18 protein-coding genes are annotated in these 26,335 nt (G+C 72.8%); 16 read left to right on the plus strand and 2 right to left on the minus strand.

Annotated elements, in window-relative coordinates; genetic code table 11:
• The first annotated feature begins 49 nt into the window (after positions 1 to 49).
• From kdpF to AB0D32_RS20450, 11 genes are all read left to right on the plus strand, one after another.
• Positions 50 to 139 (plus strand): K(+)-transporting ATPase subunit F, encoded by a 90-nt coding sequence (kdpF, locus tag AB0D32_RS20400; RefSeq protein ID WP_357092171.1) that lies wholly within the window; start codon positions 50 to 52, stop codon positions 137 to 139.
• A complete protein-coding gene (gene kdpA / locus AB0D32_RS20405) occupies positions 139 to 1,794 on the plus strand; it encodes a potassium-transporting ATPase subunit KdpA (RefSeq protein ID WP_357092173.1) in 1,656 nt (551 codons plus the stop codon). Before kdpF ends, kdpA begins: the two co-directional genes overlap by 1 nt.
• 20 nt (positions 1,795 to 1,814) lie before the next feature.
• Complete coding sequence (gene kdpB / locus AB0D32_RS20410; RefSeq protein WP_357092176.1) at positions 1,815 to 4,019, plus strand: potassium-transporting ATPase subunit KdpB; 2,205 nt, start codon at positions 1,815 to 1,817, stop codon at positions 4,017 to 4,019.
• 2 nt (positions 4,020 to 4,021) lie between these two features.
• Positions 4,022 to 4,903, plus strand: coding sequence for a potassium-transporting ATPase subunit C (locus tag AB0D32_RS20415; protein WP_357092179.1), 882 nt, complete (start codon positions 4,022 to 4,024; stop codon positions 4,901 to 4,903).
• A gap of 95 nt (positions 4,904 to 4,998) precedes the next feature.
• The gene (locus AB0D32_RS20420) at positions 4,999 to 7,551 is read left to right on the plus strand and encodes a DUF4118 domain-containing protein (protein WP_357092183.1); all 2,553 of its coding nucleotides are present in this window, start codon (positions 4,999 to 5,001) and stop codon (positions 7,549 to 7,551) included.
• Entirely contained in the window at positions 7,548 to 8,237 is a 690-nt protein-coding gene (locus AB0D32_RS20425; protein ID WP_357092186.1) for a response regulator, read from the plus strand. Before AB0D32_RS20420 ends, AB0D32_RS20425 begins: the two co-directional genes overlap by 4 nt.
• A gap of 120 nt (positions 8,238 to 8,357) precedes the next feature.
• Entirely contained in the window at positions 8,358 to 9,257 is a 900-nt protein-coding gene (locus AB0D32_RS20430) for a glycoside hydrolase family 19 protein (RefSeq protein WP_357092189.1), read from the plus strand.
• A gap of 190 nt (positions 9,258 to 9,447) precedes the next feature.
• A complete protein-coding gene (locus AB0D32_RS20435) occupies positions 9,448 to 10,179 on the plus strand; it encodes a YoaK family protein (protein ID WP_357092192.1) in 732 nt (243 codons plus the stop codon).
• A 172-nt stretch (positions 10,180 to 10,351) separates the two neighbouring features.
• A complete protein-coding gene (locus AB0D32_RS20440) occupies positions 10,352 to 13,438 on the plus strand; it encodes an AAA family ATPase (RefSeq protein WP_357092195.1) in 3,087 nt (1,028 codons plus the stop codon).
• Positions 13,439 to 13,603: 165 nt separating this feature from the next.
• Positions 13,604 to 13,867 carry a hypothetical protein gene (locus AB0D32_RS20445; RefSeq protein WP_357092198.1) on the plus strand — a complete coding sequence of 88 codons (264 nt, stop codon included), beginning with the start codon at positions 13,604 to 13,606 and terminating at the stop codon, positions 13,865 to 13,867.
• Positions 13,867 to 17,175 carry a S8 family serine peptidase gene (locus tag AB0D32_RS20450; RefSeq protein WP_357092200.1) on the plus strand — a complete coding sequence of 1,103 codons (3,309 nt, stop codon included), beginning with the start codon at positions 13,867 to 13,869 and terminating at the stop codon, positions 17,173 to 17,175. Before AB0D32_RS20445 ends, AB0D32_RS20450 begins: the two co-directional genes overlap by 1 nt.
• Before the next feature lie 64 nt (positions 17,176 to 17,239).
• Here AB0D32_RS20450 and AB0D32_RS20455 read toward each other — a convergent pair whose 3' ends face one another.
• A complete protein-coding gene (locus tag AB0D32_RS20455; protein ID WP_357092203.1) occupies positions 17,240 to 18,256 on the minus strand; it encodes a methyltransferase in 1,017 nt (338 codons plus the stop codon).
• Between the two features lie 277 nt (positions 18,257 to 18,533).
• Between AB0D32_RS20455 and AB0D32_RS20460 the strand changes: the two genes are divergently transcribed.
• The 3 genes from AB0D32_RS20460 (at position 18,534) to AB0D32_RS20470 (ending at position 23,266) form a co-directional block, all read left to right on the plus strand.
• Positions 18,534 to 21,098 (plus strand): glycosyl hydrolase family 18 protein, encoded by a 2,565-nt coding sequence (locus AB0D32_RS20460; protein ID WP_357092322.1) that lies wholly within the window; start codon positions 18,534 to 18,536, stop codon positions 21,096 to 21,098.
• Positions 21,099 to 21,447: 349 nt separating this feature from the next.
• Complete coding sequence (locus AB0D32_RS20465; protein WP_357092206.1) at positions 21,448 to 21,990, plus strand: sigma-70 family RNA polymerase sigma factor; 543 nt, start codon at positions 21,448 to 21,450, stop codon at positions 21,988 to 21,990.
• Positions 21,983 to 23,266 carry a sialidase family protein gene (locus AB0D32_RS20470; RefSeq protein WP_357092209.1) on the plus strand — a complete coding sequence of 428 codons (1,284 nt, stop codon included), beginning with the start codon at positions 21,983 to 21,985 and terminating at the stop codon, positions 23,264 to 23,266. The genes AB0D32_RS20465 and AB0D32_RS20470 overlap by 8 nt, the downstream gene beginning before the upstream one ends.
• Positions 23,267 to 23,387: 121 nt before the next feature.
• Here AB0D32_RS20470 and AB0D32_RS20475 read toward each other — a convergent pair whose 3' ends face one another.
• Positions 23,388 to 24,017, minus strand: a complete 630-nt coding sequence (locus tag AB0D32_RS20475) for a TetR family transcriptional regulator (RefSeq protein WP_357092212.1) — start codon at positions 24,015 to 24,017, stop codon at positions 23,388 to 23,390.
• Between the two features lie 110 nt (positions 24,018 to 24,127).
• On the opposite strand from AB0D32_RS20475, the gene AB0D32_RS20480 reads away from it, so the two are divergent.
• On the plus strand, positions 24,128 to 24,595 hold the full coding sequence (locus tag AB0D32_RS20480; RefSeq protein WP_357092215.1) for a MarR family transcriptional regulator: 468 nt from the start codon (positions 24,128 to 24,130) through the stop codon (positions 24,593 to 24,595).
• Positions 24,592 to 26,232, plus strand: a complete 1,641-nt coding sequence (locus AB0D32_RS20485) for an MDR family MFS transporter (RefSeq protein ID WP_357092219.1) — start codon at positions 24,592 to 24,594, stop codon at positions 26,230 to 26,232. The genes AB0D32_RS20480 and AB0D32_RS20485 overlap by 4 nt, the downstream gene beginning before the upstream one ends.
• Positions 26,233 to 26,335 lie beyond the last annotated feature (103 nt).

Consider the following 26,335-nt stretch of genomic DNA (forward strand, 5'->3'; position numbering starts at 1 on the left):
TGGCGCTGTTCGCGGCGCTCGCCCTGGTGGTGCTGGCGGTGGAGAAGCTGTGAGCGTCGTCAACGCCGTGGGCCTGGTGCTGGCGACCGGCCTGGGTGTCTTCCTGGTGATCGCCCTGCTGTTCCCGGAGCGGTTCTGATGACCATGACGACAGCGGGCGTCATCTTCGCCCTGTCCCTGGTGGTGGCTCTGGTCGCCGTCCACAGGCCGTTCGGTGACTACATGTTCCGGGTGGTCTCCGGCACCCGGCAGTCCCGCGTCGAGCGGGGGATCTACCGGCTGGTCGGGGCGAACCCGGCGGCGGAGCAGTCCTGGGGTGTGTACGCCCGCAGCGTGCTGGCGTTCTCGGCCGTGTCGGTCCTGTTCCTGTACGCGTTCCAGCGGGTGCAGGACAGGCTGTGGTTGTCGCTGGGCTTCGACGCCGTGGTGCCGCACGGCGCGTGGAACACGGCGGTGTCGTTCGTGACCAACACGAACTGGCAGTCGTACTCGGGTGAGTCGACCATGGGGCACCTGGTGCAGATGGCCGGCCTGGCGGTGCAGAACTTCGTCTCCGCCGCCGTCGGTGTCGCCGTGGCGGTCGCCCTGGTACGCGGCTTCGCCCGCAGCCGTACCGGGCGGTTGGGCAACTTCTGGGTGGACCTGACCCGGATCGTGCTGCGGATCCTGCTACCGATCGCGGTGCTCGGCGCGCTCGCCCTGATGGCCGGTGGCGTGGTGCAGAACCTCTCCGGCGGCACGGCGGCGACCACCCTGACCGGCGGTACGCAGACGATCACCGGCGGGCCGGTGGCCAGCCAGGAAGTGATCAAGGTGCTGGGCACGAACGGCGGCGGCTTCTACAACGTCAACAGCGCCCATCCGTTCGAGAACCCGACGGCCTGGACGAACTGGCTGGAGATCTTCCTGATCCTGCTGATCCCGTTCAGCCTGCCCCGGGTCTTCGGCCGCATGGTGGGGCAGAACCGGCAGGGCCATGCGGTCGCCGCGGTGATGGCGATCCTGGCCGTCGCGAGCGTCGCGCTGACCAACGTCTTCGAGCTGGCCGGCAACGGCACCGTGCCGCAGGCGGTCGGCGCGGCCCTCGAAGGCAAGGAGGTGCGCTTCGACGTGTCGAACTCGGCCACCTTCGCCGCCGCCACCACGCTCACCTCGACCGGGGCGGTCAACTCGTTCCACGACTCGTACACGTCGCTCGGCGGCATGCTGCTGATGGTCAACATGATGCTCGGCGAGGTCGCGCCCGGCGGCACCGGTTCGGGCCTGTACGGCCTGCTCATTCTGGCCGTGATCACCGTTTTCGTGGCGGGTCTGATGGTCGGCCGCACCCCGGAGTACCTGGGCAAGAAGATCGGGTCGCGGGAGATCAAGTTCGCCTCCCTCTACTTCCTGATCACCCCGGCGTTGGTGCTGGCCGGCACCGCGGCCGCGTTCGCCACCGGCAACGCCTCGACGGCACTGAACGTCGGGCCGCACGGGCTCTCCGAGGTGCTCTACGCCTTCACCTCGGCCAGCAACAACAACGGCTCCGCGTTCGCCGGCATCACGGTCAACACCACGTGGTGGGACACCGCGCTCGGGCTGTGCATGCTGCTCGGCCGGTTCCTGCCGATCATCTTCGTGCTCGCCCTGGCCGGCTCCCTGGCTCGTCAGGCACCCACCCCCGCCTCCGAGGGCACCCTGCCCACGCACCGACCGTTGTTCGTCGGGATGGTCGTCGGCGTCACGGTGATCCTCGTCGCGCTGACCTACCTGCCCGCGCTCGCCCTCGGCCCGCTGGCTGAAGGGCTGTGACCACCATGAGGAACGAGGACATGTCCGTCACGCCCGTGACATCTCCGACCGGCGAACAGCCGACCGCCGGCACCCCGGCCACCCTGGGCGACCGGGTCGGCGGGGGCCTGCTCGACCCGAGGCAGCTGCTCCGCTCCCTGCCCGACGCGCTGCGCAAACTCGATCCCCGCACGATGTGGCGCAACCCGGTGATGCTGATCGTCGAGATCGGCGCCGCCTTCACCACCGTCCTCGCCGTGGCCGACCCCACGGTGTTCGCCTGGGCGATCACGGTCTGGCTCTGGCTGACGGTGCTCTTCGCCAACCTGGCCGAGGCCGTCGCGGAGGGCCGGGGCAAGGCCCAGGCCGCGACCCTGCGGCAGGCGAAGAAGGACACCATCGCCACCCGTCTGGTCGGCTGGACGCCTGGCACCCGGGCCGACACCTGCCGGGACGAGGCCGTGCCCGCGCCGGAGCTGAGGCGGGGCGACATCGTCCTGGTCGAGGCGGGCGGGACCATCCCCGGTGACGGCGACGTCGTCGAGGGCATCGCCAGCGTCGACGAATCCGCCATCACCGGCGAGTCCGCCCCCGTCATCCGGGAGTCCGGCGGCGACCGCAGCGCGGTCACCGGCGGCACGAGGGTGCTCTCCGACCGGATCATCGTGCGGATCACCCAGAAGCCGGGGGAGAGCTTCATCGACCGGATGATCGCCCTCGTCGAGGGCGCCAACCGGCAGAAGACCCCGAACGAGATCGCGCTGAACATCCTGCTCGCCGCGCTCACCGTCATCTTCCTGCTCGCGGTGGTCACCCTCCAACCCCTGGCGATCTTCTCCAAGGGCTACCAGGCCGCCGCGGCGGACACCGGCGCGATCACCGACGCCGGTGTCTCCGGGGTGGTGCTGGTCTCGCTGCTGGTCTGCCTCATCCCCACCACGATCGGCGCGCTGCTCTCCGCGATCGGCATCGCCGGCATGGACCGGCTGGTGCAGCGCAACGTCCTCGCCATGAGCGGTCGCGCCGTGGAGGCCGCCGGGGACGTCGATACGCTGCTGCTGGACAAGACCGGCACCATCACCCTGGGCAACCGGCAGGCCGCCGAGTTCGTCCCCGTCGAGGGCCGGAGCGCGGCCGAGGTCGCCGACGCGGCCCAGTTGTCCAGCCTGGCCGACGAGACCCCCGAGGGCCGCTCGGTGGTGGTGCTCGCGAAGAACGAGTTCGGGCTGCGGGAACGTGAACCGGGCCTGATCCCGCACGCCACCTTCGTGCCGTTCACCGCGCAGACCCGGATGAGCGGCGTCGACCTGAGCCCCGACGCGAGCGTGGACGGTGGAGCCACCGGCCCGGGCCGGCGGGTCCGCAAGGGCGCCGCGGCGGCGGTGATGAAGTGGGTACGCGAGAACGGCGGGCACCCGACCGAGCACGTCGGGCAGATCGTCGACGAGATCAGCGGCATCGGCGGCACCCCGCTCGTCGTGGCCGAGCACGTCGACGGCCAGCCGGCCCGCGCCCTGGGCGTCATCCACCTCAAGGACGTGGTCAAGGCCGGCATGCGGGAGCGGTTCGACGAGATGCGCCGGATGGGCATCCGCACCGTGATGATCACCGGTGACAACCCGCGCACCGCCAGGGCGATCGCCGACGAGGCCGGCGTCGACGACTTCCTCGCCGAGGCCACCCCGGAGGACAAGCTCGCCTTGATCCGCAAGGAACAGGAGGGCGGCCGGCTGGTGGCGATGACCGGGGACGGCACCAACGACGCGCCGGCCCTGGCCCAGGCCGACGTCGGCGTAGCGATGAACACCGGCACGTCGGCCGCGAAGGAGGCCGGCAACATGGTCGACCTCGACTCCGACCCGACCAAGCTGATCGAGATCGTGGAGATCGGCAAGCAACTGCTGATCACCCGGGGCGCGCTGACCACGTTCTCCATCGCCAACGACATCGCGAAGTACTTCGCGATCATCCCCGCGATGTTCGCCGGCATCTACCCGAGCCTGGACACGCTGAACGTCATGCGGCTGGCCAGCCCCGAATCGGCGATCCTCTCGGCGGTCGTCTTCAACGCGATCGTCATCGTCGCGTTGATCCCCCTCGCGTTGCGCGGCGTCCGCTACCGCCCGGCCAGCGCCTCGAAGCTGCTCAGCCGCAACCTGCTGCTCTACGGTCTCGGCGGCATCGTCGTGCCGTTCGTCGGCATTAAGCTCATCGACCTGCTCATCCAGTTCGTCCCGGGGATCTGACAATGCGCCTACCCAGCTGGCTCTCCCAACACCTCGCCGCGCTGCGCGCGCTGCTGGTCTTCACCGTGCTGCTCGGCCTGGCCTACCCGCTCGCCCTGGTCGGTGCCGGGACCCTGCCCGGCCTGTCCGGCAGGGCCGACGGCTCACTGCTCACCGCCAACGGGAGGACGGTCGGCAGCGCGCTGCTCGGCCAGTCCTTCACCGACGCGGACGGCAACCCCGTCCCGCGCTACTTCCAGTCCCGCCCCTCGGCCGCCGGCGCCGGCTACGACCCGACCGCCACCGCCGCCAGCAACCTCGGCCCCGAGAGCGTGGTCGACACCGTCGCCAGCGACCCGCAGGAGTCCACGCGGAGCCTGCTCAGCCAGGTCTGCGCGCGCAGCCGGGCCGTGGGTGAGCTGGACGGCGTCGACGGGCGCCGCCCGTACTGCACCGCCGACGGGGTCGGCGCGGTGCTGGCCGTGTTCCGCGACGGCGGGCTGACCGGCCCGGTGACCCGGGTGGTCAGCGTCAACCAGGTCGCCCCGGCCACACCGTTCGTCACCACGTACGAGGGGGTGCCGGTGGAGCTGGCGCAGCCTGGTGAGGACCATGTGGCCGCGGGCGGGCTGGTCACCCCCGTCCGCGGCGACGCCCCGGCGAGGCCCGCCGTGCCGGCGGACGCGGTCACCGCCAGCGGCAGCGGCCTCGACCCGCACATCAGCCCGGCGTACGCGCAGATCCAGGTGGCCCGCGTCGCGCGGGAGAGGGGCGCGGACCCGGCAGCGGTGCGGCGCCTGGTCGCCGAGCACACCACCGGGCGGGCGCTCGGCTTCATGGGCGAGCCAGGGGTCGACGTCCTCCAACTCAACCTCGCCCTCGACGAGGAGTTCCCCGCCCGCTGACCGACAGCACGGGCCGGGCCGTGACGGGCCCGGCCCGCTGGCACACCCCACGGCTGGGCTGACCGGCGGCACCCGGAGCAGGGAGGATGGTGTCCGTGTCACGAGGAGAACTCCGCATCTACCTGGGGGCCGCACCCGGCGTCGGCAAGACGTACGCGATGCTGGAGGAGGCCCACCGGCGGGCCGAGCGTGGCACCGACGTGGTGGTCGGGTTCGTCGAGACCCACGGGCGCAGGCACACCGTCGCGATGATCGGCGAGCTGGAGCAGGTGCCCCGGCGCACCATCACCTACCGGGGCGTCGAGTTTCCCGAGATGGACCTGGACGCCGTGCTGGCCCGTCGCCCCGAGGTCGCCGTGGTGGACGAGTTGGCGCACACCAACGTGCCCGGCTCGCGGCACGAGAAGCGCTGGCAGGACATCCAGGAACTTCTCGACGCCGGGATCACCGTGCTGTCCACGGTGAACGTGCAGCACCTCGAGTCGGTCAACGACGTCGTCGCCCAGATCACCGGCACCACCCAGCGCGAGACCGTGCCCGACGAGGTGGTCCGCGCGGCCGAGCAGGTCGAGCTGGTCGACATGACCCCGGAGGCGCTGCGTCGGCGGATGGCGCACGGCAACATCTACCGACCCGACAGGATCGACGCCGCGCTGGGCAACTACTTCCGGGTCGGCAACCTCACGGCCCTGCGCGAGCTGGCTCTGCTCTGGCTGGCCGACAAGGTCGACGACCAGCTCGACGCGTACCGCGCCCAGCAGGGCATCTCCGACACCTGGGAGGCCCGCGAGCGGGTGGTCGTCGCGCTCACCGGCGGCCCGGAGGGCGAGACCCTGGTCCGCCGCGCCGCCCGGATCGCCGCCCGCAGCAAGGGCGCCGACCTGCTCGCCGTGCACGTCGCCCGCAGCGACGGGCTGGCCGGCGCCGACCCGGCGCAGCTCGCCCGGCAGCGGGTCCTGGTGGAGAGCCTCGGCGGCACCTACCACCACGTCCTCGGCACCGACATCCCGGCGGCGCTGCTCGACTTCGCCCGTGGCGTCAACGCCACCCAACTCGTGCTCGGCGCCAGCCGTCGCGGCCGGTTCGCCCAGCTGTTCTCCCGGGGCGTCGGCGTGACCACCACCGCGCTCTCCGGGCCGATCGACGTCCATCTGGTGACCCATCCCGAGGCCGGCCGGGGCCGGCGGACGGTCGGGATGCCGGCGGCGTTGTCGCGGCGCCGGCGGCTGTTCGGCTTCGCGCTGGCCGGCCTGGGCATGCCGCTGCTCACCCTGCTGCTGCGGGCGCTGCCGGACCTGAGCCTCACCAACGACATCCTGCTCTTCCTCGCCGGAGTGGTCGGCGTCGCGCTGGTCGGCGGGCTGTGGCCGGCGCTGGTCGCCGCCCTCGGCGGTTCTCTGCTGCTGAACTGGTTCTTCACGCCGCCGTACCGCACGTTGACCATCGCCGAGGCGGACAACCTGCTCGCCCTCGGCGTGTTCGTGGGCGTGGCCGTCGCCGTGAGCTGGGTGGTCGACGTGGCCGCCCGGCGGACCCGGGAGGCCGCCCGGGCATCCGCCGACGCGCAGACCCTGGCCACCGTGGCCGGCGGGGTGCTGCGCGGCGAACGGCCGTTGCCGGCGCTGCTGGACCGGCTGCGGGAGACCTTCGGGTTGCGCGCGGTCAGCGTCCTGGAGCTGTCCGCCGAGGCCGAGGGACGGCCCGACCGGGCCCGCGACGAGAGCGCCTGGCGGGTGGTGGCCAGCGTCGGCGACGGGCCGGCGGGCAGCCCGCACGCGGGGGAGACTGCGGTGCCGGTGGACGAACGGCTCACCGTCGTGCTCAGCGGCCGGCGACTGGAGGCCGCCGACCGGCGCATTGTCGAGGCGTTCGCCGCCCAGGCCGCGGTCGCCCTCCGGCAGGAACGCCTGGCGGAGGAGGCCGCCACCGCCCGGCCGCTGGCCGAGGCCGACCGGATGCGTACGGCACTGCTCGCCGCGGTCAGCCACGATCTGCGTACGCCCCTCGCGTCGGCCAAGGCCGCGGTGAGCAGCCTGCGCAGCCCCGACGTCGAGTTCGACGCCGACGACCAGGCGGAGCTGCTCGCCACCGCGGAGGAGTCGCTGGACCAGCTCGCCCGCCTCGTGGCCAACCTGCTCGACATGAGCCGCCTACAGGCCGGCGTCCTCGGCGTCACCACGACGGCGATCGGCCTCGAGGACGCCGTACCCCGGGCCCTCGACGACCTCGGCGCACCCGCCGCCGACGTCGCCACCGACCTTCCCGCCGACCTGCCCGCCGCGCTGGCCGATCCCGGCCTGCTGGAACGCGTCCTGGTCAACATCGTCGCCAACGCGCTACGGCACAGCCCGTCCGGTCAGCCTCCCACGATCACCGCCAGCGCCCACGGCGGCCGGGTCGAGCTGCGGGTCATCGACACCGGCCCCGGGATCCCGGCGGACCAGTGGGAGCACGTCTTCCTGCCGTTCCAGCGCCTGGGCGACCGGGACAACACCACCGGTGTCGGGCTCGGCCTCGCGCTGTCGCGTGGCCTCGCGGAGGCCATGGGTGGCACCATCACCCCGGAGACCACCCCCGGAGGAGGGCTGACGATGGTGCTGCGGCTGCCCGCCGCGCAGCCCGGCACGTCGGAAGGGCCGCGGGGATGACCCGCGTCCTGGTCGTCGACGACGAACCGCAGATCCTGCGCGCCCTGCGGATCAACCTGCGCGCCCGCGGCTACGACGTGGACGTCGCCGCCACCGGCGCCGCCGCACTCAGGGCCGCCGCCAGCCATCCGCCCGACCTGGTCGTGCTCGACCTCGGCCTGCCCGACATCGACGGCGCCGAGGTCATCCGCGGGCTGCGCGGCTGGACCACCATCCCGATCATCGTGCTCTCCGGTCGGGCCGGCAGCGCGGACAAGGTCGCCGCCCTCGACGCCGGCGCCGACGACTACGTCACCAAACCCTTCGGCGTCGACGAGCTCCTCGCCCGCATCCGTGCCGTCACCCGACGCGTCGCCGCGGCGTCCGCCGACGCCACGGCCGCCGCCACCGCCCGGGTGGGCCGGCACACCATCAACCTCGCTGACCGCACCGTGATCCGGGACGACGAGACGGAGGTCAGGCTCACCCCCACCCAGTGGGCGATGCTCGACCAGCTGCTGCGCCACCCCGGCAAGCTGGTCAGCCAGCGGCAGCTCCTGCACGACGTGTGGGGTCCGGAGTACCAGCACGAAACGAACTACCTGCGCCAGTACATGGCACAGCTCCGCCGGAAGCTGGAGGACGACCCCGCCCGCCCCCGGCATCTCATCACCGAGCCCGGTATGGGCTACCGGTTCCGGCCCTGAGTCCAGGGGCCGTGCCCGCTCCGGCCCGTAACAGTAAAGTTTGTGAACAGATGATGCTACGGTGATTCCCGTCGATGTCTTTCTCGGGCATCGGCTCCGTATCCGGGAAGGAGTGGTCACATGTCGAGACTGCGCGTCCTGGTCGCGCTGACGGCGCTGGCTGTCGCCGGCGGACTGGTGGCGATCATCCCGTCGACCGCGGCGTCGGCGGCGACCTGTGCGGCACCGTGGCGATCCTCGGCCGTCTACACGGGAGGCGCCAACGTCTCCCACAACGGTCGCAACTACCAGGCCAGATGGTGGACCCAGAACGAGACCCCACCGGGCACCACCGGCGTCTGGCAGGACCTCGGCGCCTGCGGGGGAGGCGGCACCCCCACGCCGACCCCCACCGGCCCCGGCGGCTTCGTGGTCAGTGAGGCCCAGTTCAACCAGATGTTCCCGAGCCGCAACTCCTTCTACACGTACTCCGGGCTCGTCGCGGCCCTCAGCGCCTTCCCGGCGTTCGCCAGGACCGGCAGCGCCACCGTCCAGCGGCAGGAGGCCGCGGCGTTCCTGGCGAACGTGCATCACGAGACCGGCGGCCTCGTCCACATCGTGGAGCAGAACACGGCGAACTACCCGCACTACTGCGACTCCAGCCAGCCCTACGGCTGCCCCGCCGGGCAGGCCGCCTACTACGGGCGTGGGCCGATCCAGCTGAGCTGGAACTTCAACTACAACGCCGCCGGGAACGCCCTCGGGCTGCCCCTGCTGACGAACCCCTGGCTGGTGCAGAACGACGCCGCGGTGGCCTGGAAGACGGGCATCTGGTACTGGATGACCCAGAACGGGCCGGGCACCATGCCCGCACACAACGCGATGGTCACCGGCGCCGGATTCGGGGAGACCATCCGCAGCATCAACGGCGCGATCGAGTGCAACGGCGGGAACCCCGCCCAGGTGCAGAGCCGCGTCACCAGGTACCAGCAGTTCGTCGGCATCCTCGGCGTGCCGGCCGGGGCGAATCTCTACTGCTGACCGACGCCGGGCCTCGTCACCGTCACCCGAACGGCGACGAGGCCCGGGGCGCGGGCCCGTCGGATTGTCGGTCATATCCGCCCATTCGGTGATCGGGGTCCGGTAGGTTGCGAGATCGTCGGCACCCGTCGGTACGGATCGCCGCCCGTGCCGGACCGGCCGGCCCGCGCAGCCGAGGTGTGGAGAACCGATGCCCCGCTCTGAACCCCCTCGTCCGGCGGATCGGACGGGGCCGCCCGACCCGGAGGACTCGTACCGCGAGTTCCGGCACCCGCTCGTGGTCCTGGCCATGACCACCTGCGTCGCCGGCTTCCTCGACGCCTTCGCGTACCTCCGCTACGGCGTCTTCGTCGCCAACCAGTCCGGCAACGTCGTCTTCCTGGGCATCGGCTCGGGCGGGCAGCACCCGGACTGGCCGTCGGCGGCGGCGTCACTGGTCGCGTTCGCCGCCGGGACGGGCGTGGTCACCCGGCTGCGTGCCGCCCGGAGCAGGTGGACGCCGCCGGTCCGCGGTCTGGCCGCCGTCGTGGTCGCCATGGCGCTGTGGGCAGCCCTCAACGTCCTGTTCGAGTACGGAAGGACCGGTCCGCCGCCCCGGCTCGCCCTGGCCGCAGCCGGGGGCTTCGCGATGGGCTGCCTGGCGACGCTGTTCGTGCGCACCGCCGGGATCGCCACCAGCATCACGTACCAGTCGGGCACGGTGGCGAAGACGGGCGAACGCATCGCCCGCTGGCTCGCCGGCCCGGGAACGGATCGGGCGAGGGCCAGGCAGGCCTCGTTGCTCGGCCTGTTGACGCTCGCCGGGTACGCCGTCGGCGGCGGGATCGGGACCCTGGCGCAGCAGCGACCACTGTGGGTGCCGGCCTGGGCGACGCTCGCCCTGCTGGCGGTGGCGCCGATGCTGCGTGACCGGTCGTCGTGACACGCGGGCGAGCCGACGGGCAGCGCGTGAGCTGCCGGACGCCCGGTGACCGCAACCAGCGCCGCCGCGGAGGTGGAGGCCACCCCGCCGGGACCGCACATTCCGGGCGTCCCGCCGGCTCGGCCCTGCCCTACCGGTCGTCGGGTAGCTGGTCATGGATATGGTTTCGCGCATGCCAGGGCCAGCTCAGCCGGGTGAACCGGAGGTCAGACGGCCCCGCCGGCTGCGCATCCACCTCCTCGGCGGGTTCCGGGTGGAGCGGGAGGGAGAACTGCCGGTCGCCGGGAACTGGCGGCGCAGCGGTGCCCGGACCCTGGTCAAGCTCCTGGCCGTCGCGCCCGGCAACCGCCTGCACCGGGACCAGGCGCTGGAGGCGATCTGGCCGGACGCGTCACGCGAGGCGGGCCTGCGCAACCTGCACGTGACCCTGCACAGTGCCCGGCACGCGCTGGAGCCGGAACTGCCCCCGCGGGTCCCGTCGGCGTACCTGCACAGCGACGGCGAACTGCTGAGCCTCGACCCGGTGTCGACGGTGGTCGACGCGGACGAGGCCACGAGGGCGGCCGGCCTCGCTCTCGAGACCGGGGACCGGGCGGAGCTCACCGCCGCCCTGGAGAAGCTGAGCGGTGAACTGTTGCCCGAGGACCGGTACGCCACCTGGGCCGACGAGCGGCGGCGGCAGTGGGTGGCGCTGCGTGCCCGGGTGGTGCCCGCCCTGGCCCGGGTGCTGGTGACGGCGGGAGAGCCGGACCTGGCCGTCGAGGTGCTGCGGGCCGAGCTGGACCGGACGCCCGCCGCCGAGGAACTGCATCTGCTGCTGGCTCGCGTGCTGCTGGACGCGGGGCGCCCGAGGCAGGCGGTGCGGCAGTACCACGTGGCCCGCGACGTGCTCGCGGAGGAACTGGGAGTCCCGCCGGCCCCCGAGCTCCAGGCGCTGCTGCGGCAGGCACTGGACCTGCTGGCCACTCCGCCCACCGTGCCGGCGGGGAGCACGGCGACGCGGTTGCCGTCGGCGATCCGCCGCCCGCACGACCAGCCCCTGATCGGCCGGACCCGCCCGCTGGCCCTGCTGGTGGAGCACGCCACGGCCGGCCCCGGGGCCGCCACCGAGCCGGGCGGGGTGCCGCTCGCGCTGGTGACCGGCGAGGCGGGTATCGGCAAGACCCGGCTGGTGGCCGAGGCGGCTCGGCGGGCCGCCTCGGCTGGCACCCAGGTGTTGTGGGGCACCTGCCACCCGGCGGAAGGACAGACCCCGTACGGGGTGTTCGCCGAGGCCCTCGACGGTTATCTCGCCACCTGTCCGGCGGCCGAACGGGCGGCGGTGGCGGCCGAGCACCCCGGGCTGGCCGCCGTGCTGACCACCCTGGGGGACGCTCCCGGCGGTGCCGCCAGCCCGGAGGAGGAGCAGGCCCGGTTCTTCCGGGCGGTGGCGGCGCTGCTGACCGATCTGGCCGCCGTCCGGCCGCTGCTGATCGTCCTCGACGACCTGCACGCCGCCGACCCGGCCTCGCTGCGCCTGCTGCACCATCTGCTGCGTACCACCCGGTCCCGGCGCTGGCGGTTCGTCGCGACGATCCGCGACGACGAACTGCCCGTCTGCGACCCGCGGCGGCTGGTGCTGGACACCACCGTGGAACAGGGGCTGGCCGTGGAGGTGGCCCTGCTCCGGCTCAGCCTCGCCGACTGCGCCCGGCTCACCGGCGTCGTGCCACGGCGTGCCCGACGCATCTACGAGCTGTCCCGGGGCAACCCGCTGTTCGCCCTGGAACTCGTCACCGCCGGGGACGTGCGGGGCGTACCCGACGGGGTGCGACGCCTCGTCCGCAGCCGGCTGACCCACCTCTCCGGCGAGGCCCGGGCGGTGCTCGGGGCGCTCGCGGCCGGCGGTGGCGGCGCGGTCTCCCTCGCCGAGCTGGAGGCGGTCGCGGTGGCCGGGCTCCACCCGCCGCTCGGCGGTCCGGCCGTGGCGGCGGCGCTGGACACCGCGGTCGCCGCCGGCCTGGTCGTGGAACGGGAGGTCACCACGGGCGGCCGGCCGGTGCTCGGGTACGCGTTCCGCCATCCCCTGGTGGAGCTGGCCTGCGCCGAGGGTCTCGGTGCGGCGAGCCGACGCCACCTGCATCGCACGTACGCCGACACGATCCTGGCCCGTCGCCCCGACGCGGTCGAGGCGGTGGCGTTCCACCTCGGCCGGGCCGACGACCCGCGGGCCGTGCACTGGCTGCGGCGCGCCGCCGAACGCGCGGCCAGCCTCTTCGCCAACGACAGCGCCTGCGCCTACTACGCCGACCTGGTGGCCCGGCTGGACGCCGCCGCAGATTCGTCCGCCGCGGCCGCCGCCCGCCTGGAGTGGGGGATCGTGCTGCGCCGCAGCGCCGGCTACCAGGAGGGGGAGCAGGTCCTGCGCGCGGCCCTGCGGACGTACCAGGATTCGACGGACGCCCGCAGCACGGTGCGGGCGGCGATCGTGCTGGCGGAGGTGCTCGGCCGGGTGTCCCGGACCCAGGACGGCCTGGCCGAGTTGGACGCGGTCCGGCACCGGCTGACGGAGGTGCCCGGCGGGGGTACCGCCACCGAACGCGTCGACCTGGAGCTGACGGTGGGGACGCTGCACTTCGGCAGCGGGCAGTACGCGAAGGCACTGGCAGCCCTCACCCGTGCGGAACAGGCCGTGGCCGGGCTCGACGAGGCGGCTGCCCTGCACCGGCTCACCCGGGTCGAGTCGATCCGCGCGGCGTGCCTGATGCTCACCGGGGAACTCCAGCGGGCGTCCGACGTCTGCGCGGAGGCGCTGCGGCTGGCCGAACGCTGCGACGACCTGCCGCTGCTGGCCGGTGCGCTCTCCACCATGGGCGAACTGGCCCGGGTCGACGGCCGGCTGGACGTGGCCCGGGACTGCGCCCGGCGGGCGGTGACCGCGGCCCGGCGGATGGGTGACCCGGCGGTGCTCGCCATCGACCAGAGCAACCTGGCGGTGATCGAGCTGCACCTGGGCGAGCACCGGCGGGCGCACGCCCTGGCCCGGTCCGCGGTCCGGCTGGCCCGTTCGCTCGGCCACTCGTGGGCGTTGCCACCCACCCTGGTCAACCTCACCGAGATCCTGCTGCGCACCGGCCGCACCGAGGAGGCGCGGGCGGCGCTGGCCACCTGCCAGCGGCTGGCCAGGGACTCCGGCGACACGCAGGTGCTCGACGGCATCCGCGCGCTTGCCGACGAGTTGGCCGCGGACGCCGCGACCGCCGGTCCAACCGGCGGCTGAGGCGCGGCGGCGGGGCCGACGGGGAGACCGGGGCCGGCCCCGGCAACGGCCGGCGGGCCGGCGGACCGGTGGCGCGGCGCGGACCCGCCCGGCCGCGGTAAGGGCGTGGTAATTGCCGCCTCCTACCGTGCGAGCAGCCAAACGCTTTCAACCCCGAGGTAACCCATGCAACCCGTTCATGCCGTCGTCGACGCCGGCGGTGAGTCCTGGCCACGAGTGCGGGACGTCCTCGAACGGCACTGCCATCGCCTGCCACCCGGCTGCGTGGTGGAACTGCTCACCGAGGACCCCGCGGTCCCCGGCGAGCTGGGCGCATGGTGCGCGGCGGGCGGTGCGGAACTGCTCGCCACGGACGAGACCGGGGTTCCCGTGGTGCTCCGGATCCGGACCGGGGGATCGCAGCACAGGCAATGGAATCTGGAGGACTGATGAGACAAACCATCCGCTCACGATGGATCGCGGGGCTGGCCGGCCTGGCGATCCTCGGGCTGCCGGCGCTTCCCGCGTCCGCCGAGCCCGGTGCGACAGCCGGCCCCACCCCCGCCCCGGAGGGAGCCACCGCCACGACGATCACCCTGGTCACCGGGGACCGGGTCACGGTGGCCACCGCTCCCGACGGCAGCCGGTCCTACGTCGCGGAGCCCGCGCCCGGTTCGCCGCCCGGAACATTCCTGGCCCGTACCGATGTGGACGGTGACACCTTCTTCTACCCCAGCGACGTGATCGGGCAGGTCGGCGGCCGGCTCGACCCGCAGCTGTTCAACGTCACGGGCCTGCTGCGCGACGGCTACGACGACGCCCGCCGCGACACCCTCCCGCTGATCGTGAAGTCCGAGCCGAAGGCAACGGCCCGGGCCCGGACCGCCGCCGCCGGGCTGCTCTCCGCGGAACGCGCGCTGCCGTCGATCGGCGCCAGCGCGGCCACCCTGGACAAGGACGACGCCGACGAGCTCGGCGAGACGCTGGACAGCTTCAGCCGGATCTGGCTGGACGCCAAGGTCAGGGTGGACGCCCTCGACCTCAACCTGACCCAGATCAAGGCGCCCGAGGCGTGGGCGACGGGGCGTAGCGGCAAGGGCGTCAAGGTCGCCGTGCTGGACACCGGCGCCGACCCGAACCACCCCGACCTGGCCGGCCGGATCAGCAGCTCCGCGGACTTCACCGGCAAGGGCAGTCCGGTCGACGGGCACGGCCACGGCACCCACGTCGCGGGCATCGCGGCGGGTAGCGGCGCGGGCGCGGTCGGCCTCCGTTCCGGGGTCGCCCCGCAGGCCGACCTGATCGTCGGCAAGGTCCTCGACGACAACGGCGACGGCACCAACTCGATGATCATCTCAGGCATGGAATGGGCGGTCGAGCAGGGCGCCCGGGTCATCAACATGTCGCTGGGCAGCGGCCCGAGCGACGGCACCGACCCGGTGTCCACCGCGCTGGAGAAGCTCACCGCCCAGTCCGGCGCGCTCTTCGTGGTCTCCGCAGGCAACGACGGCCCGCGCGTCGGCTCCGTCGCCGCTCCCTCGGTCGCCCCGAGCGCCCTGTCGGTCGCCGCGGTGGACTACGTGGGTGGCACCGCCGTCTTCTCCAGCCGGGGACCGACGCGGGCGGCCGGACTCATGAAGCCGGAGATCGCCGCGCCGGGCGTGAACATCGTCGCCGCCCGCGCCGCCGGTTCGACCAAGGGCACCGTCCAGCCCGACCCCAACTACATCGCGATGTCGGGCACGTCGATGGCGGCCCCGCACGTCGCGGGCGTCGCGGCGCTGCTCGCCGAGGAACACCCGGACTGGAAGGCCGACCGGCTGAAGTCGGTGCTGATGGGAACCGCGATGGCCCCGCCCGTCACGCAGTCGGTCCACGAGGTGGGCGCCGGCGTGCTCGACGCCAAGGCCGCGCTGTCGCAGCGCCTGGTCGCCTCCGCTGGTTCGGTCGCCTTCCCCGGTGCCGAGGGCGCCGCCACCCGTACGGTCACCATCACCAACACCGGTACGGCGGCGACCACCGTCGACCTTGCCGGCACCCTCGGCCGCGGCGGGGCCGGCACGCCCGCCGGGCTGCTGACCGTCAGCCCGACCACCCTCACGCTGCCCGCCGGCGGTTCCGGCGAGGTGCAGGTCACCGTCGACAGCACCGGTACGCCCACCGGCACCTACAGCGGTGCGCTCACCGCCACCCCGACCGACGGCAGCCAGACGCTGCGGGTCCCGCTGATGCTCGACCGGACCCGTACGGTGAAGGTCTCCGCGCTGGACCGCGACGGCAACCCGGCCGCCGCCCAGGTGACCCTGCTCAACACCCAGAGCGGCGCCGCCATCACGGCGAACATCCCCGCCAACCCCGGCACCCTCGACGTCCGGGTGCCCGACGGCCCGTACGTGGTGGTCGGCACCGTGGCGATGAAGGTCGGGGACAACCACGCCGGCGCGATCCTGACCATGGACAACCCGGCGGACTCCGACACGGTCGTGCTGGACGCCCGGCAGGCCCGCCGCTGGACCGTCACGGTGGACGGCTTCGACACCCGGCCCGAGCTGGTCGCCGCCAACCTGCGCCGAATGACGCCGGACGGCAAGTACTGGACCGGTCACAGCGTCCTGTTCGGTGGGGCGTACGGCCCGTTCAGCCGGGACGCGCTCTGGATCAGCCCGACCAAGGGCACCATGGGTGGCACCGTTGCCCGCTCGGAGCGCTGGCGGCTGGCCGACGCGGACAGCGACCACCTGACCGGTGACAGCGACGTCCTCTTCGACCTCACCTTCGCCGACGACGAGGTGCCCGCCGAGGCCTCGCACCGGCTGACCCGACGGGACGTCCGCGACCTGGCCAAGGTCCGCACCACCTACAAGGGCTACAACGAGGACTACCGCTACCAGGAGGGCAGCACGGTCTACGGCCCCGGCCTGCTCGGGCTCAACGTGACCTCGCCGTCGTACGTGTCCGTGCCCCGGGTCCGCACCGAGTACATCCAGGCGCGGGACACCCGGTGGATGCGGTTCACCCACCGGAGCAAGGATCGGGTGGAACTGCGCAACATGCCGGGGCCGGTCACGACCTACCGGCCCGGCAGCACCACCAGTGACACCTGGTTCGCCGGCCCGCTGACGACCCGTGCCCAGGGCACCGTCACCGGGGCCCGGTTGGAGCTCAGCCCGAACGACGCCGTCAACACGACCGGCCGGACCGTCGACTACATCGACTTCAGCTACCCGCGGAAGTGGTCGTCCACCACCCGGCTCTACCGGGACGGGGTGCTGGTCGTGGACCGGGGTTCCAAGATTGACAAGACCTTCGACAACGCCGGTCCCGCGTCCTACGTCCTGGAGCGGTCCTTCACCTCGGGCGGCGTCTTCCCGATGGGCGGCGAAGGCCAGACCCGCTGGACCTTCCGCACCGACGGGTCGTCCGGTACGGCCACCCCGGTCCGGCTGCTCAACGCCAGCGTCACCGCCGATCTGGACCTGCACAACCGGGCCAGCGCCGACCGGAAGCTGACCCTCAAGGCCAGCGTCACGGGTGCCGCGGGCAAGCTCCGCAACGTGAATGCCTGGGTGACCGCCGACGGCGGCGTCACCTGGACCGAGGTCGACGTGCGGCGCGCGGGCAAGGAGGGGTACGCCTTCACCGCACCTCGCTCGGCGCTCAAGGCGGGCGGCTTCCTCGGCTTCCGCATCACCGCCGAGGACGCCAGCGGCGCCTCGATCGACCAGTCGCTGCCCCGGGCCATTCCGGTCAAGGGCTGACGACCGGGTGGGCCCCTTCCGTCGAGGCGACGGAAGGGGCCCACCGCGTGTGACACGCCAGCGGTCAGGCCCGTCGGGCCACCACCGCCCCGTTGGCGCCCGGGGCGTCGAAGGGCACCGTGCGTACGTCGACGAAGCCGGCGTCGGTGAGCCAGGCCGCGTACTCGGCGCCGGAGTAGTTCTTGCCGCCCTCGGTCTCGACCAGCATGTTCATGCCCATCAGGGCGGCCTCCGGCGGGCCGGTGCGCTCGTCGTTGAGCAGCAGTTCGCAGATGACGATCGCCCCGCCGGGCGGCAGCGCCGCGTGGCACTTGGCCAGCAGCGCCCGGTTCGTCGGCTCGTCCCAGTCGTGCAGGATCATGCTCAGCAGGATGACGTCGTGCCCCTCCGGCAGCCCCGGGTCGGCCAGGAAGTCGCCGCCGACCGTGCCGATGCGCCCGCTCAGGCCCGCCTCCGCGATCCGTTCCTCGGCGCGGACGCACACGTGCGGCAGGTCGAGGATGGTCGCCCGCAGGTCGGGCAGGCGGCGGCAGAACTCGATCGGGAACGCTCCCGCCCCGCCGCCGACGTCGAGCAGCCGGCTGTGCGCGCCGAAGTCGTACGCGTCGGCCAGGGCCCGGGCGGTGAAGCTGGACGTGGAGTACATGGCGTCCCAGAACTCCACCAGCATCTGCGGGTCGGTGGTGTCGAACATCGACTGCTGGACCTGCGGGTCCCAGGTGAGGGGCCGGTCGGTGCGCAGGGCCTCGCCGATGCGGTGCCAGGGCAGGTAGGTGCGCAGGTCGGAGTAGCGGATCTGCGCGCCGAAGTAGTAGGGGCGGCCCTCGACCAGGAACTGCTCGGCGAGTTCGGAGTTGCGGTAGCCATCGCCGGCCTTCTCCAGCAGGCCGAGGGACGCGCTCGCGGCCAGCAGCAGGTCCGCCGGGCGTTCGGCCAGCCCGAACTCGGTGACGGCCTCGTCGACGGTGAGCGTCCGTCCGTTCGCGAGCCGGGTGAACAGCCCGAGTTCGACGCCGACTGCGAGGGTCTTGAATCCCCAGACGCCGGCCACCAGACGCATCAGAGGTGTGGGATTGATCATGACACATGGGATCATGAACCGGTCTGTCCGTCCATCATGGACTGCGCGACTCGCCGGACCGGATTCCGGTGCGGACGGGCCGGGCTCCGGTAGCCGTCGACTTTGCCCCGACTGTCAGGCGCCGACGGCTGGCGGTCGCCGGGCCGGTGCCGTGCGCGGGATCGGCGGCGGAGAAGGCCGGGGGAGTGAATCGGGCCGGTGCGCGCCCTTGCGCCGACGGGGCGTGGACATGTATACATTCACCTACCTGAATTGTAAAGTTTGTTAATTGTTGGAGGTGGGCGAGTTGCGGAAGCAGTTGAGCAAGCTCCTCGTCGGCGGTGCGGTCGGTCTGTTGGCTGCGGCGACGGCGCTGGCCGTGGCCCCCGCCGCGCACTCCGCCGTCAGCGCCGACGAGGCGTGCCGGCCGGATGGGCTGTATCGGACGCCGGGCGCGGCGGTGCCGTACTGCACCGTCTACGACACCAACGGCCGGGAGAAGTTGGGCGCCGACCACTCCCGCCGCATCATCGGCTACTTCACGAGCTGGCGCACCGGGCGCAACGGAGCCCCGGCATACCTGGCCAACCAGATCCCCTGGGACAAGATCACCCACATCAACTACGCCTTCGCCCACGTCGACGCGGCCAACAAGATCTCGGTCGGTGACCCGAGGGCGGCGGACAACCCGGCCACCAACATGACGTGGCCGGGCGTCGCCGGCGCCGAGATGGACCCGGCCTACGCCTACACCGGGCACTTCAACCTGCTCAACAAGTACAAGAAGCAGAATCCGAACGTGCGTACGCTGATCAGCGTCGGCGGGTGGGCCGAGACCGGCGGCTACATCGACGGCAACGGCACCCGGATCGACGCGGGTGGCTTCTACCGGATGACCACCAGCGGCGCGAACACGATCAACACCGCCGGCATCAACACCTTCGCCGACTCCGTGGTCACCTTTCTGCGCACCTACGGCTTCGACGGGGTGGACATCGACTACGAGTACCCGACCTCCAACAACAAGGCCGGCAACCCCCTCGACTTCGCGCAGGCGGACGCCAAGCGGGCCGGGCTGAACGCCTCCTACCAGGTGCTGATGAAGACGCTGCGGGAGAAGCTCGACGCGGCTTCCGCCACGGACGGCAGGCACTACCTGCTCACGGTGGCCGCACCCGCCTCAGGGTGGCTGCTGCGGGGCATGGAGTCCCACCAGGCGGTGCAGTACCTCGACTACGTCAACATCATGTCGTACGACCTGCACGGCTCCTGGAACCACCACGTCGGCCCGAACGCCGCCCTCTACGACAACGGCGACGACGCCGAGCTGCTCGCCGGCGGCGTCTACGGCGCCTACGGCAACATCGGCTACCTCAACACCGACTGGGCCTACCACTACTTCCGCGGGGCGCTGCCCAGCGGGCGGGTCAACATCGGCGTGCCCTACTACACCCGGGGCTGGCAGGGCGTCACCGGCGGCACCAACGGACTGTGGGGCCGGGCCGCCCTGCCCGACCAGACCAAGTGCCCACCGGGCACCGGCTCCTCGGTCGGCTCCACCACCCCCTGCGGCAACGGCGCGATCGGCATCGACAACCTCTGGCACGACCTGGACGACGCCGGCAAGGAGGTGCCCGCCGGGGCGAACCCGATGTGGCACGCCAAGAACCTGGAACGCGGCATCACCCCGGACTACCTGTCGGCGTTCGGCCTGACCCCCGCCACCGACCCGGCCGACCGGATCAGCGGCAGCTATGCCCGCAACTACTCCTCCGCGCTGGTCGCCCCCTGGCTGTGGAACGCGCAGAAGAACGTCTTCATCTCCACCGAGGACGAGCAGTCGCTCGGCGCCAAGGCGGACTACGTGGTGAACAAGGGCCTCGGTGGCGTGATGATCTGGGAACTCGCCGGTGACTACGCGTACGACCAGGCCAAGGGCCAGTACGGGACGGGCGAGACCCTCACCACCCTGCTCTACGACAAGTTCCGTACGGCGCCCGCGTACGGGGCCCGCAGAGCCGCCATCACCATGCCGACGCAGACCATCGACGTGACCGCCACGGTCGGCGGCTTCGCGCTCGGTGACAACAACTACCCGATCAACCCCGAACTGCGGTTGACCAACAACACCGGCAGCCCGATCCCGGCCGGGGCGCAGCTGGAGTTCGACTACCCGACCACCACACCGACCCTCACCCAGCAGTCCGGCTGGGCCCTGACCGTCGTGTCCACGGGCCACACTGGCAGCAACGTGGGCGGGCTCAAGGGTGACTACCACCGGGTCCGGCTCACCGTCCCGGCCGCCATCGCCCCCGGCGCGTACGCGGAGGTGACTCTCAACTACCAGCTGCCGATCTCCGGGCCGGCCAACTACACCCTCACCTTCGGTGGGCAGACGTACTCGCTGGCCAGCGACCACGCCCGTGGGTCGGTGCCGGTCAACCCGACGCCCACCCCGAGCGGTTCCGCCCCCGGCGGGACCTGCACCGCGCCGGCCTGGTCGGCCGGGACCGCCTACTCCGGCGGGGCGAGGGTGTCCCATGCCGGGCGCACCTGGAGTGCGAAGTGGTGGACCCAGGGGGAGACCCCGGGCAGTGCCGCCGTCTGGGTCGACGAGGGGCCCTGCGCCGCCTCGCCGTCTCCGACCACCTCGCCGACGGCGGGTCCCACCACGTCTCCGACGGTCACCCCGACCCCGACGGGTGGGACCTGCACCGCGCCGGCCTGGTCGGCGGGTACCGCCTACGCGGGCGGCACGGTGGTCTCGCACAACGGCCGCCGGTGGACCGCGAAGTGGTGGACCCAGGGTGACGTGCCGGGAACCAACACCCAGAACGTCTGGACCGACAACGGCCCCTGCTGAGCTCCGCGGGCGGGGTCGTCGCCCGGCGACCCCGCCCTACCCTGCGCCGGTCGCGGCACGACGTCATCCAGATGGCGGCTCGGGGCCGGACGCTGGACGAGGCATCAGGCACCTGGTGGTTCTTCTGCACGTGTTCAAGAGCGAGTTCCATGTGAGTCAATGGTTATGGAGGCGGCGCGCCCCGACAGGGCGCGCCGCCTCTCGCCATGCACGGCGGTGGGCATGATCCCGGTGTGCGTCCAGGGCCTGTGGTTGGCGGCGGAGAACCGGACTCGGCAGGCGGAGGGTGTCACCGGGCCGGGGTCTGGTTGGTCTCAAGGGGTGCACAGGTCGAGGAGGAGGAGACGATGTGACGACCCAGGACCAGATCCGGGAGCTGTACGCCGCTGTGGCACCGCGTCTGGTGTCGCAACTCTTCGCCATCATCGGTGACCACGCGGAAGCCCAGGACGTCGTGCAGGACGCCTTCGTGCGGGCACTCGCCCGACCGGGCCGGTTCGGCGAGGTGGAGCATCCGGAGGCGTGGCTGCGTACGGTGGCCCTGAACATCGCCCGCAGTCGGTACCGCCGCAAGGCGCTCTTCGTCCGGCTGGCGCGTTCCGGCCGGCTCGACCCCGAGCGGGGGAGCAGCGCGGGTCTGTCACCCGACCATGTCGCCCTCGTCGCCGCCCTCCAGCGGCTGCCGCGACCGGCGCGTGAGGCCGTGGTTCTCTACCACATCGCCGACCTGCCGGTCGTCGACGTGGCGGCGGCCCTGGGTTGCTCGGTGGAGGCGGTGAAGACCCGGCTCGTCCGGGCCCGCCGCGCTCTCGCCGCAGCTCTCGACGACACCGTCCACCTGACGAGTGTCCTGCCAGCGACCGTGAACGAGGGAGGACGCCGCCATGCCTGACCTGGATTTCGCCGGGCTCGACCGGGCCGCACAGGCGGCGTTCAAGCCCGACTTCGCCGAGGTGCGGCGCCGGGTCCGCCGTCGCCGGCGGACCCGTACGGCCGCGGTGTCGCTGACGGCGCTGGCGCTGGTCGCGGCAGCGGCGACCGTCGGCCTGCGGACCGGCGAGCCACCGGTGTCGCTGCCCGGCTCCGACGTGACCCCGACGCCGGCCTTCATCCCGTCCCCGGGGCCCAGCGCGACCGCGTCTCCCGGGCCCCGCGCGGGGCGCACCGCCCACACCGGCCCGATGCTCCCGGGCGACCTCGACCATTTCTACCTGCGGTGGTACGACTGCCACGGGGAGGACTGCGCGATGATGGTGGCCGCCACGGCCGATCGCGGAACGACCTGGCGCACCTTTCCCCTCCCGCTGCCGCGCAACGCGAGATTCGTCGTGGCGGCGGCGGGGAAGCAGACCCTGGTCGCCCACTACCAGTACGGCACCGGGACGGCGGTCCCGATCCGGCAGGGCTGGCTCGCGAGCGTCGACGGCGGCGAACGGTGGCGGGAGGTGACGCCCGGCACGGCTGCCCGGGTGCCCGCGGGCTGGCGGGTGGTGAACCACTGGCTGGGGTACCGGTTCGACGAGGTCGTGGCGGCGGACCCGGTGACCGGTGACGTCGTGCTGGTGCCGCAGACCTCCGGGCTGGAGATGCCCGCGCTCGCCGGCGACGTGCCGGCTGGGGCGGGCATCTGGGCGAGCGGGTACGAGCGGCAGCGGACGACCTCCGGCGGCCGGCTCGTCGGTCAGGGCAGCGCGGTGGCGGTGAGCCGCGACGGAGGCCGTACCTGGGAGCGGCACGTCTTCGCCGGGGCGCTCACCGCCGGCGAAGACGTCGCGCTGGACGTCGCGACGTCGGACGGGCGGACCGTCTACGCCGTCGGCCGTGTCGGTGCGGCACTGGTGGTGCACCGCAGTGCCGACGGGGGACGGACCTGGCGGCGCGCGGCCGGCACCGTAGCCGTGGGCGAGCGGTCGGTCCGTGCCTCGGTCCGCCCCGACGGGACCCTGGTCGTCCAGGCCGGTGTCGTCGCGGGCGACCGCCCGCTGATGTTCACCAGCCGCGACGAGGGGGAGAGCCTGTCCCCGGTGCGACCCGCGCCGGGCGCTGCGGCGGACCCCGTGCCGGGTGCGGGCGGTTACGTGCAGCAGACCTGGCCGCACGCCTCCGGGCTGTGGTCTTCCGCCGACGGGATCACCTGGTCCTACGTGAGCCCACCCGACCTGCCCTGAGGGCAGGGCTCCCCGCCGGGCGGCGGCGACCGGCCCGGCGAGGCTCACGCCATCCCGGCCCTTCCGCCGATGCGCGGTGCGGGGCAGGTCGCGGCACCGCTCCGGCGCCGGTGGACAGGCGTCAGCCGGTGCCGGAGCCGCTGCCGTTCGCGGGTGGCGCGGAGGTGCCGGCCGGGGCGGCCTCGGCGAGCGCGGTCCGGAGGATGTCGAGCAGCGGCCCTTCGGGGTGGTCGATCCAGTGCTGGATGGCGACGCGCAGGGTGGTCAGGAAGGTCGCCGCCAGGACCCGGGACCGCAGCGCCCGCTCGGGGCCGGTCGACCGGTGGGCGATGTCGTCGGCGAGTTCGCGTTCGATGGTGGTGTAGGCCGCGATCTGGTGCGCGACGAGGCCGGGGTGCCCGCGTAGCTGCCGGCGGCGGACCAGCCAGGAGGGCGGGGCGTTGCCGTACGCCTCGACGGCGAGACGCTCGGCGGCCCCGCTCAGCACGGCCCATGGCGGCGCGTCGGCCGGCTGCCGGCGGACCAGTTCCAGCAGCCGACCCAGCCGTACGGCGTCGCCATGGAAGATCGCCTCCTCCTTGCTGGAGAAGTAGTTGGAGAACGTCCGGCGGGAGACGTTCGCGGCGTCGGCGACGGCCTCCACGGTGACGCGGTCGAGCCCGTGTTCGGTGGCGAGGCGCAGCGCCGCCTCGTGCAGGGCGAGGCGGGTGGCCGCCTTCTTCCGCTCCCGCAGGCCGGTGGTCTCCTCCATGGGCGACAGCCTACGGGTCGGTGACTCATTTCTCATCGCGCAAACTTGCACTCTGGGCAAGATCGGCAGATGCTTGCATGCGGCAACCATCTGAGACGGGGGAGGACGGGGTGGAAACTGCCGGTCGCGAGCTCGGCGCGAGGCTGTCAGAGCTGGTCAGGAGCGTACGGCTGATCAAACGGCGCCGGGCGGACGTCCGGCCGGACGTGCCGGTCGGCCTGGCCGGCCTCCTCACGCAGATCGAGAAGCACCCCGACGACTGCCACGCCCGGGAGCTGGCTGCCCGCAGCGGGCTCGACCCGTCGACCGTGAGCCGTGCCGTCGCCTCGCTCGTCAGCCACGGCCTCGTCGAGCGGCGCGTCGACCCCTCCGACAAGCGGGCCAGCCTGCTGACCGTCACCCCGGCCGGACGGGCCGCCCTGACCGACACCTACGACTGGTACGGCCGGATCCTCGCCACCGCGCTCGCCGACTGGACCCCTGCGGAGGTGGCGGCACTCGCCACCGCGCTCGGCCGGTTCACCCGCGACGTCGAGACCGCCCTCGGACACCACGACAACCTGGAGGCCGCGCGATGAGCGCACCCACCACCACGGCCGACGACGCGCCGATGACGCACCGGCAGACGCTGGAGGCTCTCAGCGGCCTGCTGCTGGTGCTGTTCGTCGCGATGCTGAGCGGCACCGTCGTCTCGACGGCGCTGCCGAAGATCATCGGAGCGCTGAACGGGTCGCAGACCCAGTACACCTGGGTGGTCACCGCCACCCTGCTCACCGCGACCGCGACCACCCCGATCTGGGGCAAGCTCGCCGACCTGTTCAACAAGAAGCTCCTGGTGCAGGTCGCCATCGTCGTGTTCCTGGTCGGCTCGGTGATCTCCGGCCTCGCCCAGACCGCCGGTCAGCTCATCGCCGCCCGCGCGTTCCAGGGCATCGGCGTCGGCGGGCTCCAGGCCCTCGTCCAGGTCGCCATCGCCGCGATGATCCCGCCCCGGGAGCGCGGCCGGTACAACGGCTACCTCGGCGGCGTCATGGCGGTGGCGACGGTCGGTGGCCCGCTGCTGGGCGGGCTCATCGTCGACACGTCCTGGCTCGGCTGGCGCTGGTGCTTCTTCGTCGGGGTCCCCGTCGCCGCCATCGCGCTGGTCCTCCTGCAGTTCACCCTGCGCCTGCCGACGGTCCGCCGCGAGAACGTGAAGATCGACTACCTGGGCGCGACCCTGATCGCCGCCGGGGTCAGCGTGCTGCTCATCTGGATCTCCTTCGTCGACGGCTCGTTCGCCTGGGCCTCCTGGCAGACCGCCGCCATGGTGGGCGGTGCGGTCGCGCTGCTCGCCCTGGCCGTCCGGGTGGAGTCCCGGGCGGACGAGCCGGTCATCCCGCTCGGCCTCGTCCGCCAGCGCACCACCGCCCTGGCCATCCTGGGCAGCCTGGCCGTCGGCATGGCGATGTTCGGTGGCGCCGTCTTCCTCGGCCAGTACTTCCAGATCGGCCGCGGCTACAGCCCCACCGAGGCCGGGCTGCTCACCATCCCGATGATGGCCGGCGTCCTCGGCTCGTCGATCGTCGCCGGCCGCCTGATCACCAAGACGGGGAAGATCAAGCCGTACATCGTCTTCGGTGCGATCGTGCTCGTCATCGGGTTCGCCCTGCTCGGCACCATCGACCACGAGACCTCACTGGTGCTGGTCGGCGCGGCCATGCTCATCGTCGGCGTCGGGGTCGGCATGACGATGCAGAACCTCGTCCTCGCCGTGCAGAACACCGTGTCGCTGCGGGACATCGGCGCGGCCAGCTCGACCGTCGCGTTCTTCCGCTCGCTCGGCGGCACCATCGGCGTCTCGGTGCTCGGCGCGGTCCTCGCCCGGCAGGTCACCGACCAGATCACCGCCGACCTCTCCGCCGCCGGCGTCCCCGCCTCCGCCAGCGCGGAAGCCGGCAGCCTCAACCTCGACGCCATGCCCGCCGCGGTCCAGCAGATCGTCCGCGCCGCGTACGGGGACGCCACCGGCCACATCTTCCTCATCTCCGCCGCGATCGCCGTCGTCGGCGTCATCGCCGCGGTGCTGCTCAAGCCGGTCGCCCTGCGCACCAGCCTGGATCTGCCCGACACCGCCAGGTCCACGGCCGTGGCCGCCGACGCCGTCGACGGCGCTCCCGCCTTCGACCAGGTGAGCGTGGACGCCGCCGTGAAGGAGACGCCGGTGCGCCGCTGACGCCCGACCGACAGAGAGCGGGGCCGCCACCGTCCGAAGACGGCGACGGCCCCGCTCTGCCGGGCACCCGGGTCACGACCGCGACGGCACCGACCGGAGGAGC

Source organism: Micromonospora sp. NPDC048170 (genome assembly GCF_040652795.1).
In the GTDB taxonomy this organism is placed as follows: Bacteria; Actinomycetota; Actinomycetes; order Mycobacteriales; family Micromonosporaceae; genus Micromonospora.

Coding starts and splice junctions, on each gene's coding strand:
- kdpA (WP_357092173.1), top strand. CDS start 139: ATGACCATGACGACAGCGGGCGTCATCTTCGCCCTGTCCCTGGTGGTG.
- kdpB (WP_357092176.1), top strand. CDS start 1,815: ATGTCCGTCACGCCCGTGACATCTCCGACCGGCGAACAGCCGACCGCC.
- AB0D32_RS20415 (WP_357092179.1), top strand. CDS start 4,022: ATGCGCCTACCCAGCTGGCTCTCCCAACACCTCGCCGCGCTGCGCGCG.
- AB0D32_RS20425 (WP_357092186.1), top strand. CDS start 7,548: ATGACCCGCGTCCTGGTCGTCGACGACGAACCGCAGATCCTGCGCGCC.
- AB0D32_RS20430 (WP_357092189.1), top strand. CDS start 8,358: ATGTCGAGACTGCGCGTCCTGGTCGCGCTGACGGCGCTGGCTGTCGCC.
- AB0D32_RS20435 (WP_357092192.1), top strand. CDS start 9,448: ATGCCCCGCTCTGAACCCCCTCGTCCGGCGGATCGGACGGGGCCGCCC.
- AB0D32_RS20440 (WP_357092195.1), top strand. CDS start 10,352: ATGCCAGGGCCAGCTCAGCCGGGTGAACCGGAGGTCAGACGGCCCCGC.
- AB0D32_RS20445 (WP_357092198.1), top strand. CDS start 13,604: ATGCAACCCGTTCATGCCGTCGTCGACGCCGGCGGTGAGTCCTGGCCA.
- AB0D32_RS20450 (WP_357092200.1), top strand. CDS start 13,867: ATGAGACAAACCATCCGCTCACGATGGATCGCGGGGCTGGCCGGCCTG.
- AB0D32_RS20455 (WP_357092203.1), bottom strand. CDS start 18,256: ATGATCAATCCCACACCTCTGATGCGTCTGGTGGCCGGCGTCTGGGGA.
- AB0D32_RS20470 (WP_357092209.1), top strand. CDS start 21,983: ATGCCTGACCTGGATTTCGCCGGGCTCGACCGGGCCGCACAGGCGGCG.
- AB0D32_RS20475 (WP_357092212.1), bottom strand. CDS start 24,017: ATGGAGGAGACCACCGGCCTGCGGGAGCGGAAGAAGGCGGCCACCCGC.
- AB0D32_RS20485 (WP_357092219.1), top strand. CDS start 24,592: ATGAGCGCACCCACCACCACGGCCGACGACGCGCCGATGACGCACCGG.